This is a genomic window from Petrotoga olearia DSM 13574 (genome assembly GCF_002895525.1).
In the GTDB taxonomy this organism is placed as follows: Bacteria; Thermotogota; Thermotogae; order Petrotogales; family Petrotogaceae; genus Petrotoga; species Petrotoga olearia.
On sequence record NZ_AZRL01000004.1, the window covers coordinates 142,302 to 156,715 of the forward strand.

The 14,414-nt window shown below is 32.7% G+C and carries 9 protein-coding genes and 3 tRNA genes; 7 read left to right on the forward strand and 5 right to left on the reverse strand.

Annotated features, from left to right (window positions below; translation table 11 throughout):
• Window positions 1-77: 77 nt before the first annotated feature.
• From X929_RS02510 to X929_RS02525, 4 genes are all read left to right on the forward strand, one after another.
• Window positions 78-1,358, forward strand: a complete 1,281-nt coding sequence (locus X929_RS02510) for a S41 family peptidase (RefSeq protein WP_103066471.1) — start codon at window positions 78-80, stop codon at window positions 1,356-1,358.
• A gap of 1 nt (window position 1,359) precedes the next feature.
• Window positions 1,360-2,049 (forward strand): hypothetical protein, encoded by a 690-nt coding sequence (locus X929_RS02515; RefSeq protein ID WP_103066472.1) that lies wholly within the window; start codon window positions 1,360-1,362, stop codon window positions 2,047-2,049.
• A 130-nt stretch (window positions 2,050-2,179) separates the two neighbouring features.
• Entirely contained in the window at window positions 2,180-2,491 is a 312-nt protein-coding gene (locus tag X929_RS02520; protein WP_146255762.1) for a hypothetical protein, read from the forward strand.
• Window positions 2,488-4,884 carry an efflux RND transporter permease subunit gene (locus X929_RS02525; protein ID WP_170149400.1) on the forward strand — a complete coding sequence of 799 codons (2,397 nt, stop codon included), beginning with the start codon at window positions 2,488-2,490 and terminating at the stop codon, window positions 4,882-4,884. The genes X929_RS02520 and X929_RS02525 overlap by 4 nt, the downstream gene beginning before the upstream one ends.
• 9 nt (window positions 4,885-4,893) lie before the next feature.
• Here X929_RS02525 and X929_RS02530 read toward each other — a convergent pair whose 3' ends face one another.
• Complete coding sequence (locus tag X929_RS02530; protein WP_103066475.1) at window positions 4,894-7,338, reverse strand: hypothetical protein; 2,445 nt, start codon at window positions 7,336-7,338, stop codon at window positions 4,894-4,896.
• Window positions 7,339-7,488: 150 nt separating this feature from the next.
• Here X929_RS02530 and X929_RS02535 point away from each other — a divergent pair.
• The 3 genes from X929_RS02535 to X929_RS02545 all read left to right on the forward strand — a co-directional run bounded on the left by X929_RS02535 (window position 7,489) and on the right by X929_RS02545 (window position 7,768).
• A tRNA-Leu gene (locus X929_RS02535) sits at window positions 7,489-7,574 on the forward strand.
• A gap of 30 nt (window positions 7,575-7,604) precedes the next feature.
• A tRNA-Met gene (locus tag X929_RS02540) sits at window positions 7,605-7,681 on the forward strand.
• Window positions 7,682-7,691: 10 nt separating this feature from the next.
• Window positions 7,692-7,768 (forward strand) — tRNA-Met (locus X929_RS02545).
• 89 nt (window positions 7,769-7,857) lie between these two features.
• Here the strand turns inward: X929_RS02545 and X929_RS02550 are convergent.
• The 4 genes from X929_RS02550 to X929_RS02565 all read right to left on the reverse strand — a co-directional run bounded on the left by X929_RS02550 (window position 7,858) and on the right by X929_RS02565 (window position 14,362).
• The gene (locus X929_RS02550) at window positions 7,858-9,996 is read right to left on the reverse strand and encodes an alpha-galactosidase (protein ID WP_103066476.1); all 2,139 of its coding nucleotides are present in this window, start codon (window positions 9,994-9,996) and stop codon (window positions 7,858-7,860) included.
• Between the two features lie 65 nt (window positions 9,997-10,061).
• Window positions 10,062-11,234: an MFS transporter gene (locus tag X929_RS02555; protein WP_103066477.1), complete on the reverse strand. Its 1,173-nt coding sequence runs from the start codon at window positions 11,232-11,234 to the stop codon at window positions 10,062-10,064.
• Between the two features lie 298 nt (window positions 11,235-11,532).
• Complete coding sequence (locus X929_RS02560) at window positions 11,533-13,278, reverse strand: glycoside hydrolase family 2 protein (protein ID WP_103066478.1); 1,746 nt, start codon at window positions 13,276-13,278, stop codon at window positions 11,533-11,535.
• A 73-nt stretch (window positions 13,279-13,351) separates the two neighbouring features.
• Window positions 13,352-14,362: a glycoside hydrolase family 43 protein gene (locus tag X929_RS02565; RefSeq protein WP_211286714.1), complete on the reverse strand. Its 1,011-nt coding sequence runs from the start codon at window positions 14,360-14,362 to the stop codon at window positions 13,352-13,354.
• Window positions 14,363-14,414 lie beyond the last annotated feature (52 nt).

Here is a 14,414-nt window from a genome sequence, read left to right on the forward strand (position 1 = left end):
AACGTTCGGCAAAGAGGCGCTATAACAAGTTTTAGCTTAAAATAACCATATAAAAATTTTATTAAGGAGAGAGTTAGATGAGTAAAAAAAAGAAAAAATTACTATCTGTTATAATAATTTTTGGTTTATTCATTACTTCCTGGATTTTCGCAGACACGGTTTCTAACAGTTATCAAGGGAATTCTGTAACGCAAATCTATTTAGATAAGTTTGAAGAACCTATTTACTCTACGTTATACTACATAGTCAATTATTATTATGATAAAGACAACGTTGATTATGATAAAATCGTGGATTCCACAATTGAAGGAATGATGAGAGGGCTAGATGATCCTTTTGCTTGGTACCTTGATTCCGCTCAAACAGAAGAAAGTAACATCGACATAGAAGGTAGATATGGCGGAGTAGGGTTGACTATTAGATATGATTATGAAATGGATGCGGTTATTATCGTCTCACCGATGAATGGAACTCCTGCACAAAGGGCGGGATTAATGCCTAACGATTACATTTTATCCGTTGACGGTACCCCCACATCCGAACTCGGCCTTAACAAATCAGCTTCGTTAATGAGGGGTGAACCTGGAACGGAAGTTACCTTGGAAATATACCGCGACACATGGACCGAACCAAAGAATATTACATTAATAAGAGAAATAATAGAAACTAAGACTGTAAAATTTGATACGATAGAATACAAAAATAAGAAGTTGGGTTACATACTACTCACTAATTTTGCCAAAACAAGCTCTCAAGAAATGAAAGAAGCCCTAAATAACCTTTCAAATCAGAATATAGAAGGACTAATAATTGATTTAAGAAATAATCCGGGTGGACTTTTACAATCAGCTGTTGAAATTACCTCCATGTTTTTAAAGAGTGGGGAAGTAGTTAGTATTAAATATTTTGATGGCACAAAAGAAACAATTCCAACTATTCCAGGTAATTATTACAGTTTTTTACAAAATATCCCTGTAGTTTTATTGGTTAATGAAGGTTCGGCATCTGCATCTGAGATCTTAACTGGTGCTCTTAAAGATAATAGTGTAGCAACCGTTATTGGAGAAACGACTTATGGAAAAGCCGCGGTCCAGAATACATTTAGCTTGTCTACAGGAGGAGAAATTTGGTTACCTATAGCCCATTACTTCACACCAAGCGGGTCAGATATTCATTTAAAGGGAATAAAACCTGATATAGAGGTAAGTAATCCAGAAAGGGAAGTCATCTCAATGACAGAAATATCTGAAGAAGAAGCAACTCAGGCTTTCTATACAACTACAGAAAAACCTGTACTAAATATTGAAGAAGATCTGCAACTGAAGACTGCCTTGGACTTTTTAACAGGAGGTAACTAAGTTGCGTTTTTATGGATGGGTTATATCTATTTTTTTAATATTCTTCTCTTTGTCCATCGGGTTATATTTCTCGATGGGCAGACTGGAAAGTACCAATTACAATATAGAAAAATCTCCCAAATTTACAGTAAAAAATGTCAATTATGATATTTCTTTTTTGAATGATCAATTAAATGATGTGAACAATCTTTCCATTATAACTCGTAATATAATGGATGATGGAGTTTTTGTAGGAACTTTAAATTTTGATTTTAGAAACAACAAACTAACTATTAAACCTGTTACAAAAAACGCTTACGACGATTTCAGAAGTTTGATTATCTCTACAGGTGTCAGATATAAAGAATCAAAAAATGATTACGAACTATATGGTTTAACCTTAGCCTACTATCAACTCATAACTGACAATTTATACTTAGAATTAACTCCAAAGATATATGTTTTGAATCTAGAAAATTTTGATGAAAACACGATAAATATAATGAAATCCAGGTATAATTTATTCACACAACAGGATTATAGATCGTATTCTTTCAATAGAGATCTTTTAAATTCTTTGAACGAATATGGTGGAGTTATCGTCGATGAGGATTTACTTAATAACCCTGCGGTGACACCTTTATTGGATGTTTTTAGGCAGGAAAATATAGATATTGAACCGAATGTTTCAGTTCTTGTCTTCGAAGGATGAAAAAATGTCAAATATTTTTTTAGACTTTTTCAATTCCCTTATAAATCCAAAAAATATTTTCAACGTTACAAAAAAATCTTTTTTTATACCATTCCTAATAAGCCTATTTTACCTTTTCTCTCCGGTATTTTTGAGAAACATACAAATATTTGAAGTGGGACGTTTCGACGTTTCAAAAATTAAATTACTTATTTTTATTCTGCTTTTTTCTTACTTAAGTTCGGGCATAAGAATGCTTTTTTGTTCTGATTCTAATTTACTATATGCATACATTTCTTCCGTTTCCCCTGTTATATTTGGCCTATTAGGAAAACCTTTTCTTTATTTCTCCGTTTTGTGGGTAATTCTTCTAAGATTTTATATAGATTTAAAAAAGAAGAATTACTATTCTTTAATTATAGGTTTTGCTTTTGACATTTTTCTAGTATGGTGGTTGCTGTGAGAGAAAAAAAAGACTTCTTTTTAGGACTTGCTAATTTTATCACCCAAAATGCTTATTACATAATAGCGGTAGTTTTAGTGTTTACTATTATCTTTGGTTTTATTTCCACTAGATTGAAGGTAAACTCAGACTTGTTGAAAATACTTCCTCAAGACTCGGAAGTTGTTGTTGAACTTCTAGAAGAGCAAGCATTTCTTGAAGGATCTGATATTATGGTTGCTGCATTTTTTCTCAACGATAATGTCCAGCCTTCACAAATTGCCTCAACTTTTCATGATTACATGCAAAAAGAACCTACCTTTTTAAGTTTTGTGCAAACAGATCTTTCTTTCCTTTTTTCATACGGCATCATAAACTTAAGCCAAACGGATTTAATTTACACTATGTATGATAATTTACAAAGTTTTGGCAGTTTATTAAGTAGAAATTTTACTTATAATTTCGAGTTATTTGAAAAAGCGGATACCTTTTTGGAAGATATTTACGATTTAGAAAATATTCTCCAAACTGATGAAAATACTGATTTAATAAGTTCCTACTACACTTTATCACCTGATGGAAAAGTTATGATAATGGGACTTACTTTCAACAAACCTTCCTCCGATTTAGATTACGTAAACTACATAATTCCAAAAGTGAATTCAATTTTGACAGAGATTGAAAAGACTTTCAATATAAAAACTGGTTTGACTAATTCCTACATCACGGGATACGAATCTAATCGTACGGTTATGGAAGATTTTACACTAACAACAACCTTATCCATAATATTTATAACTATTTTATTCGCTTTCGCATTTGGTAATTTTACTTCTTCTATAATAGTACTTTTAGGTTTAATAATATCTACACTTTTAACGATGGGACTCATTACGTTAACTTTCGGAGAATTGAATATAGTAACTTCTTTTGTCATGGCAATAACTTTAGGTTTAGGAATAGCTTACGGAATACATGTGATGACCAGATTTTCAAAAGAAATTGATGAGGATGATAACTTCACTACTGCATTGGCTTCTACTTATAAAGGAATTCTTTTTCCTCTCTTCCTTGGAATGATAACTACTATCATCGTTTTCTTAACGCTTTTTTTCATGGGATTACCCGCTTTTAACGAGTTAGCAATCGTTAGCTCAATGGGTTTATTGGTTTTTTTCTTTATAATGATTTTTTTTGTTCCAACATTAATTTACGCTTTAAAAGTAAACATAAAAATTTCCCCTTTTACGGCCAAAATAGACAATGCCTTTAAAAAATTCCCTCACTATATTTCAAAAAACTCAAAAATGATTTTTATTGTAGTTGTTCCAACAGTTTCGATCTTCAGCGTTGTGGGTCTAATTAATTACACTAATTTTTCGTATACCCCTCCAGGGCTAATCTCTTCCAATTCAGAATCCGTTAAGGTCGGAGAACAAATTTTGGATCACTTTGGAAATATTTCCTTTGATACATTGCAATATCTAATGAGAGTTGACGAAGATATTGAAACTGTTAAAAAAGAATTATTGAACACGGGTGTTGTGGAATCTGTCAACAGCTTACCAGACATAATTCAAGAAAATCTTGGAGAATTTTCTAAGATAAAAACACAGTTAGAAGGTTTATCTCAAGTTATAAATAATCCAATAATAATATCCGTTTTAAAAAAGAATAATCTATATTCTGACAGTCTGAAACTGATAGATGCTGCCGCACGCTCTTCCGATCTCTACCATTTTACTTTGAATATCATGGATATTTTCCCTGAGGACCTCAGAGGCAACTTTTTAATAGAGAAGAATGGTCAAAAATATCTTATTCTGGAAGTCACTCCAAAGTTCAGTCTTTGGAGTAACAACGGAATAAAAATTTTCTTTGACGAACTTGGGGAAAAAGGTGAAAACATTTTGGGTTTACCAAAAGCAACATATAAAATAATGGAGATGATTAGACAAAGATTTTATATACCATTATTCCTATCTTTCATCTCCATATGGGGTATAACTGCAATTGTTAGAAAAAATGTGCTTCAACCATCTGAAGCTATGCTTAGTCTGATAATTTCTGTATTAGCTACTTTTGGTGTGTCATATTTATTAGGTATAAGGGCTACTTTCGTAACCGTTCTAACTTTTCCGTTAATCTTTGGTATAGGTATAGATGGATTTCTCCATATATTTCATACGTTCAGTACTAACAAAACAAACTTTTGGAATATATTAAAATCCATAACATTTTCACTTTCTACCACAACACTCTCTTTCTTGAGCTTTCAATTTTCTAGGGGAGAGCTTTTAAAAGAATTTAGTTTGACGATGTCTATGTCCTTAGGTTTTACTTGGCTATTCACAACCGTTATGTTCATCGTAAATAGAGAAATGCTACGAAAGTTTTGGAAAAGTAAAAAGTAATTAACTTATTTATTTTGGTTTGAACATATCACTGTTTATCTGCAACGGTACATTCAACCAATAAAAGATACTCAGATCGAACTGAATGTAAACAGAATAATCAAATTCTTCTTGTCCAAAATCATACTTGACATCTCCCCCTGCTTTTATTCCATCGAATCTATACTTTCCAGCTTCAAAGGATAGATATGGTCTCCATAATACTTTTTCGACCTTACTTCCTGCGTATATAGATCCACCCGCATACCCAAGGTAAGGATCAACCTTTGTATCAAACACAACAAATGGTTTATCTAAATATGCGTTTATACCAGAACTTGAATCATACGTAACTCCTATACCCATCTCATAAATATTGTAATTGTTAACAGTGTAAGGGCTTATTTGGAAAATAGAATCTAAGACATATGAATCAAAAGTTGTGTTTTTAAATGAACCCCCACCTCCCACAAATGTGTTTACCCTATTTCCTAAATACCAAAGATAACTATTGGAAATATAAAAACTCGTTAAAATATCTTCTTCTGTCAAACTCAGAGTTATACTGTTAGTCGTATAATAATCAAAGGTCAAGGATAAATCCCCATAAACTTTGCTCCCATCTGTAAATGCATCTACAAACCCTATATAGTTCATAGCCTCGCTGATAAAAAATGCTCCGGCTCCGTATAAAATATTATCATCCATATCAACGGCTAAAATTGGAAACGGCAATATATAAGGCTTTTCAAATGTGTATTTTTTTACTTCAACGTCTTCAGGATAATAGATTTCATAACTTTCAAAATTAACTTGTGCAACTGGACTTTGTAAAACAAAACTTTCTTTAACCGCACTTTCTAAATCTAAATAACTCAAATGGTATCCCTCATGATCGTAAACTAAGTGGTACAACTTATCGTTCAAAACTACTGGTTCAAAAGCACCACTTAAATAATTTGTGAGGCGTTCAACTTTTTTGTTGGTTGTGTTTAACCTATAAACATTGTATATCCCATCTTCGTAATTAGCTGAATAATAAATAAAATCATTATCGATAAATAACCCGAGCTCTTTAACTTCATCATTGGTAACTTGATAAATCTTTTCTGATGATAGATCATATGAAAAGATATCCGTTTGGTTCTTATAATTAGCAGAAAAATAAATTATATCTTCTTTTCCTACAATATCGTTAAAAACATACTTACCATAATCTATTAACTTTTTAGTCTCGTTAGTCCTTAAATCGTACAAATACAAAGCTGTCAAGCCTTTATCTAATTTTGAATAAACTATCTTATCGTCTCCTACAAAACCAAAAGCTTTAACTCTCTCATCTATGAACCTTTCCCCGTTTGGACAGTCACAATCATAATACAACTTATTTGTGTAATAGCCCATGTTGTAGGTAGTCACTAAGTACAAGAGATCCCCTCTTGAATTTACATCGAATGAACTTACTCCCTTTTTTATTAACTCCTCATCTCTGTATATACCCTTTGGTTTATCGGACATTACCAAATATCCGTAAAGAAAACTCCCATCAGTTCTAAGATTCCCTGTATCTTGATAAGTATCATCGATTTTTAACCAAGATAATTTGTAGCCTTTTTCTTTTAATTGATCGTATTCCTTAAGATACTTTTGCTTAATATCGATCAAAAATCTATTCCAACTATTCCCCGTTACCCAATAAAACGCTTCATCCAAATTCATAAAAACGTTGGTATTTAAGGCTCTTATTATCTGTCTTAAAGCACCTTCTCCGTAATTATCCACTATTTCTTTCACCAAAATTGTTCCATACATATAGTTAAAACCTGCTGGACTCCATATATCGATTGAAGAACCTGAACCCAAATAATATCTCGGAAAGTGGTTACTCAAGATCTCAGATCTAAGATACATATTAAAAAGATCGTCTTCAAATCTTCCTCCGAACTCTTTACTTTCCATGTAAATAGAAATACCTTCATGCAAATAGCTCGGCTGATGAACCATGTTCAGCGTGTTTTTAATCAATTTACTAGGAATCCAAGACACAAAAGGATCTCTAACATCACTCCCATAAAAAATGTGATTCAACTCATGCGAAAAAACGAACTTACTCCAATCTTCTACGTTCCCTCCCACAGCCAAAAAATCTTCTGGAGGATTAACGTAAAGCCTTATTACATTGGTACCTGTGGAGGCAAAAGAGTTTGTAAAATCAACATCATCTAAAATATAAACCGTTATTTTACCAGGATTTGAACCATAAAAATAAGTGTACTTTGTATACAATTCTTCTGCTGTATCAGCGATCTCTTCATAAAAATAATAAAGATCCTTCTCAAAAACAAACCTATAATTCTCTGTTTCTACTTGATAAAGATCTTTAGGTGGTGTATAAACAGAAGAAGAAAAAATCGTTAAAGAAAGCGATAAACAAAAGATCAATAAAAACAATTTTCTATATCCTTTAATTGTCACCCTTAAATCAACTCCTTTAATTTTTTAATGCTTAATCAATTATAATATAATTTTTTTAAAATTTATAAAAAATCGGATATATAAATAAAAATGGTCGATGAGGTATTGACAAACTTTCCTTTTTATGATAGACTTATTTTTGGAATTAATGCCGAGATGGCGGAATTGGTAGACGCTGCGGACTTAAAATCCGCTGGGTAGAGATACCCGTGTCGGTTCGAGTCCGACTCTCGGCACCCTTTAAATATTCATACTACATTACTTGGTGCGGGGTGGAGCAGTCTGGTAGCTCGTCGGGCTCATAACCCGAAGGTCGTAGGTTCAAATCCTACCCCCGCTACCATTTGTTATATGGCGGCGTAGCTCAGTTGGCTAGAGCATACGGTTCATACCCGTAGTGTCAAGAGTTCGAATCTCTTCGCCGCCACCACAAATGTTTTATCTAAATGAAAAGATGGGGTAATTTATTCAATAGCCCCATCTTTTTTGTTTTATTCTAAATAATATTTTAGAGAATTATTAATTACTCCTTCTAAACCTCAATATCCGACTATAAAAATGAGTTACTTTTCCACTTTCAAAAAAATCTTTAGAAGAATCCTCAACTAAAATCCCTCTTTCTTTCAAGGCCAGTCCTGATAATTTAACTATCTCTTTTTCTTCACCCTGTAGCCCTTCATAAACAGTGTATACAGCATCGTTTTCCAAACCTTTTAGCTTGACATTCACCCTATCGAATAAACCAAACCTTCTGGGATTTCTTAAATATATCAAAACACCTTCATCTTTGCTTTTATTCAAATATTCCAACGCAAAATATCTATCATTTTTAACGGAAGAAAGCCTGAATTGATAACCTTCTTGTACTATCTCTCTTATCTCTTTATACAACTGAACCTGATACCTTGCCAAATCGAAATCTTGTTCAGAGAATTTATTTAAATCCGCACCGATTCCTAAAGATCCCATCATTGATGAATGAAATCTGTATGTTAAAGGATAAGTATCTTTTCCTCCCCAGTCAGTTACCCATCCCATCATTACTTTTGGTGCATATGCATATGAAAAACCCTCTTGGATCTCTAACCTATCAAATGGGTCCGTGTTGTCGCTTGTCCATACTTGATCCGCATATTGCATTAAGCCTATATCCACTCTTCCCCCACCGCTGGAGCAGTTTTCAAAAGTAACGTGTGGATGTTTTTCCCTTAAATATTTCCAAATATCGTATAAGTTCCACACGTATTTAACCCATATTTCTCTTTGTTTTCGTGGTTTCACTTGCATCCATCCCGACTCAAAAACATGCCTGTTCATATCCCATTTGACGAAATCTATATCGTTTTGTGTTAAAAGATTATCCATAAAATCTATGATGAACTCTTTCACATCTTCTCTTGCCAAATTAAGCATCAATTGATTTCGTTGAAGTGATTTTGGCCTATTTGGAAAACTAATAACCCAGTCAGGGTGTTCCCTATACAATTCGCTGTCAGGATTAACCATCTCTGGTTCAACCCATATGCCAAAATCCATCCCTAAAGATTTAACATAGCTTATCAAAGGTTGCAAACCTTTTGGGAATTTTTCTTTGTTCACATACCAATCACCTAACCCAGCGTGATCATCGTTTCTTTCCCCAAACCATCCATCGTCTATAACAAAAAGTTCCACACCAATTTTTGCAGCCTTTTCAGCCAATATTTTTTGATTTTCTTCGTTCACGTTAAACGTCGTGGCTTCCCAAGAATTGTATATAACCTTTCTTAATTTGTGTGCTTTATCTTTTGGCAAGACGTAGTCGAGCTGGTAATGATGTATATTCTGGCTCGCCTTTGTAAAACCCTCGTCTGAAAAACCAAACACAAATTTCGGAGTATTAATCTTTTCTGAGGGTTCTAGTATATAACTAAAATCCCAGTCATTTATTCCTCCAATTATAGCTATTCTTTCGTATATACGTTTTTGCACTACTATCTTCCAATTACCACTCCAAGCTAATTCACCGAAGTATACCTTTCCATGATCTTCATCAGCAGAGTAATCGATAGCAAAAAAAGGATTCAGGTAGGCGCTTGTTTTCCCAACCTTACTCTCCAAAACTTTGCTTCCCTCGTTTATGTCTTCCTTCCTTAAGTGAAACTCACTCCCCCACATACCTGCAAGATAATTTAATTTTGCTTTTTCATCATTTTCAACATACAACGACGCCGATTTCATATCTTCTACATTTATTTCTTGATTAGAATTGTTTTCAATCTCTATCCATCTTTCTATAATATCGTACTCTTCTATCAACTTGTAGAAAAGATTTACATTCAAACTATAATGATCATCGCTTAGCTTTATTACTAGATCATTCCCATTCACTTCAAAACTTTTGTAATTCAACACAACATCCCTGACACCATCGTAATACTCAACTTTCAAACAATGCTCTACATTGTTTTTTTCTCCTCTTACTGAAAATTCATCATTCCACGTGTATCTGTCCATGACGGGTAGATCTTTAACTTGGGGGTAGTCTCGAAACCTTGGTAATTTCGCTCCCCAGTACAAATTTTTGATTTTCCCTTGATCATCTAATCCAAAAACGTAACCCATATTTTCTGTTTCCAAAAACCATCTCTTCGTTTCTTGATCAAAAGTTATAGGCATTTAATTACCTCCTTTTCACATTCAAATGGAGACCCTTTTAAAACCAAAATCTTATCGTTGCATACTCAAAATATTTTTCTGAAAGAAAAAAATAAAAGAACAAAAATACCCAAAGAATAAATAGCAGATGAAAGATAAACAGCATCAATCCCGTTTAAAGTATAAAGAAATCCCATCATCAATGGCGCCAAAGTTCCGGATAATTTAAAGAAGACCTCCCTTAAGGAAATCACCGCTCCTCTATTTTTTCTTGAAGTTATTTCAGTAGTCAAAATGTGCAAACTCGGTACATTTATGCCATGCCCCATACCAAAAATAATAACAGCTACCATCAAACCTACAAAATTTCTAACAACCATCAATAAAAAAAGGGAGACCGCATAAAACATATAAGAAAATGCTAACAACCATTTTACTGTGTATCTATCGCTTAATTTCACCAACTGTGAAGAAGCAAATGCAGCTGTGAAAGACATAAAAAACATTAATATACCTGTTATCCAAGGGGGAAAACCAAACTTATATTCTGATAAAAAAGGTAGATAGGAAGAATATGCACCACTGAGCAAAAAGAAAGTGGAAAACCCAGCAATATATATGAGAATTATTCTGAAATCTTTTAAAACTTTAAACAGATCTATAAAATAATCTTTCAAGTTCTCACCATTATTTTGATGGGAATCTTCAAGAAGAAATAAGGTAGCTATTCCAACGGGTACAGCTAAAATGGACAGAAAAAAGGGAAACTGCCAACCAAAAATAGCCAACATTCCACCAATAAGTGGATAGATAGCTAATCCAATATTTGCAACGGTTTCATTGTAACCTATAACTTTTAATCTTTCTCTTTCTTCAAATAAGTCCCCCATAAGGGTTACATTCAATGCACCTAAAACAGATGCTCCAGCTCCATTTAAAGCACGTAATAACAATAAAATGCTGAATTTTGTTGTGAAACCACTTAATACCCCAGATATAGCGAATAAAAATAGGAGAGGAACCATAAATTTTTTTCTTCCATATCTATCAGCTAAAACACCAAATAATGGAGTTAAAAATATGGCAGGCAAGTTAAAAAAAGTAATTAACAAGCCTACCTGTTGTTCTGTTACATTGAATTCTTCCTTTATCAAAGGAAAAACAGGAGAAATACTAGATACACCCATGACGACCATCAACGTTACACCAAATATAATTAACATGTTATTTTTTTGATTTCGTTTTTTTGCAGAATTCAACTTTTTGCTTCCCCCAATAATTTTAGCTTTCTATACCTTTAATTTTATCATATTCACACATTATATTAACTTCAAAAAATTTATTGACATTGCTTTTTTGTTATGACATGTATTTGTTAGTTGCTAAGATAAACTATTGAATTATTTTAAAAAACAAACGGGGTTTCCCCCGTCTTAAAAAGTTTTATTTTTTACCTCTTCAAAATCTTAACCCCGTAACCTGGAACAGTTATTTCCCCATCTAAAGTTTCAACTTTAAGAAGAAGGGCGCTAAGCGCCCTTTTACAAATAAAAAAACTTATTCATCATTTACTGCCTTGATTTTATTGGGATCTATTTTAAACCTTCTATCATAAGTTAAAAGTCCATTCATCTCCTGTTCTACATCAGTTAATTGGGTATAACAATATCCTACAATATAATCTATGGATTTTATTGCTTGAGTTAATTGAGAAAATCTTTTTAAAAATTCTTCCTCAGAAGAAACTTTGTTACCATATCCCCATCCTTCATCTTTTAAAAAAGCTGTTCCCCCATATTCGGTAATGAGAACAGGTTGATCAGAATAGTTATATCCTTCGGAAAAAATGAATTTTCCAGCTGGGCATCCTTTAACAACTTCATTTTTATCTGAATATACTTTTAAAAATTCTGTACTCTCTTGACGGTAATCATGAATTGTACACAGATCTGTTTCGGTATGTTCCCAACCGTCATTAGACACAACTAAGCGAGTTTGATCTAAAGATTTTATTAGATTTACAACACTTTTCGTAAATTTCTGTTGCTTTTTATCTGTTAAAATGTTTGGTACCCCCCAAGATTCATTAAAGGGTGTCCATACAACTATTGAAGGATGGTTATAATCCCTGTCTATAATTTCTTGCCATTCTCTTAAATATTGATTGCATGATTCCGAATTAAATTGATAAAAAGAGGCCATTTCTCCCCAAACTAATAAACCTAATTTATCACACCAATAGAGATATAAAGGGTCTTCAACTTTTTGATGCTTCCTTACACCATTATATCCAAAATTTTTAGTCAATTTTATGTCATTTATTATAGCTTCCTCACTCGGAGGAGTTAATAAAGACTCAGGAAAATATCCTTGATCTAAAACTAATTTTTGATAAAATGGTCGATTGTTCAATAAGAATTTACCGCCCTTGGTTGAAACTTTTCTCATACCAAAGTAACTCATCACTAAGTCTTTCATTTCTCCCTTATTGTCGATTAATTTAAAAAATATCTCATATAAATTAGGTTCTTCTGGACTCCACAATTTCATACCCCATTCAAAATCCTTCGAAAGCACGTTTAATTCTATCTGTATTATACGATCTTGACAGAAAATACTGCTTTCCAATATCTTTGAGTCTTCAAATTTAATATCGATATATAATGTATTACCTATAGCCTCAGGAGATAAAATAGCTTCTATTAAAACCTTTGCTTTATCAATATTTGGTGTCAATCTAATTTTTTCTATATGCTCATTATTAACAGGTTCTAACCAAACAGTTTGCCAGATTCCAGTAGTGTTAGTATACCAACAAGCAAAAGGTTTACCTGTCCAGCTTTGCTTCCCTCTGGCCTGTGATGGATCACAAGTTCTATCTTCTACCTTAACTACGATTTTCTCTTCATCATCCCATTTTAACTCATTAGTAATGTCAAAACTAAATGGAGTATTCCCACCTATATGATTGCCTACAAACTTCCCATTAATCCATACCTTAGCAATATAATCGACAGCTCCAAAGTTTAACTTTATTTTTTTATTTTTCCATGTTTTTGGTAAAGAAAAAATTCTTTTATACCAAAGATAATCGTGATGATTTTTATCATCTATTCCACTTAATTTACTTTGATAACAAAAGGGAACTTCTATTTTCTTTGTAAAATTATGATTTTGAAACCATTTTTCCCCTTCACCCTTATTTTGATCATCAAATTCAAACTCCCACGTTCCATTTAAACATAACCATTGATCTCTTTTAAAATTTGGACGAGGATATTCACATCTTGCAATTTTATCCATATCTTTTCTCCTTCCTTTAAATGAAATTTTTTATTTTAAATAGTTAAAAATAGTGTTATAAATAAATCAAAAATTATTCAGGAAAAGGTTGAGGTGTTCTAGTAGGACCTTTTACAATTAAGGCACCTTTTTTCTCAAAATATATTCTATCAATATTTAGTACTCTAATTCCACCTGGTGATTGAGAGAAAGCATGAGTATGATAAACTATAAACAATTCAAGATCACTTGGAGATGTAGTAACAGAACAATGTCCAGGACCTGAAACACCTATTGATAAATCTTTTGTCAAAACAGGATTATCTTTGCTTTTTTCCCAGGGACCAAAAGGACTTTTTGAAACTGCATAACCAATTGCATAATCAGGTGAACCAAAATAATTAGCAGAATAAAGCAAATAATATATCTCATTATTTTTTATTACGAAGGGTCCTTCATTCCATTGCCAATTCTGGTCTAAACCCTCCCACTGTTGAGATGGTTCTAATGCTAAAACAGGTTCTCCTTTGAATTCTAAAAGATTTTCGGACATTTCTTGAACATAAATTTGACTTACATGTATACCATCTATAATATTTTCAGAGCAGTCTCTAACCCAAAACAAATATGGGCTTCCGTCGGAATCTATAAAAATATGCCCATCGATGTTTGAATATCCATCATTAATTAGGGGAGCCTTTATTGTTAAAAAGGGGCCTAAGGGAGAATCACTTGCTGCCAATCCAATTTGTAATTTACCATTTTTATCTCGTGCACTATATACCATATAAAATCTATTCCTATAGGAAATTACTTCAGGGGCCCAAAAATCACCTTGAGCCCATTGATTTTCTTCTTGAAATTTCGTCAACGCAAATCCTTCTTCTTCCCAATTGACTAAATCTTCAGATTTCCAAACCTTGAAGCCTACATTGGCTGCAGAAGTTCCATAAAGGTAATATGTGTTTTCTACCTTTAAAACAAAAGGATCTGCAATAAAAACATCCAAAGGATTTTTATACATTTTGTCTGAATTTGATAATACAATTATTGAATTTAATAAAGTAAATGATACAAACAAAAATGAAATTAACTTTTTATCCACTTGATATCATCTCCCAATAGTCGATGATTTTAACAGTTGTTGAAGCATTTTT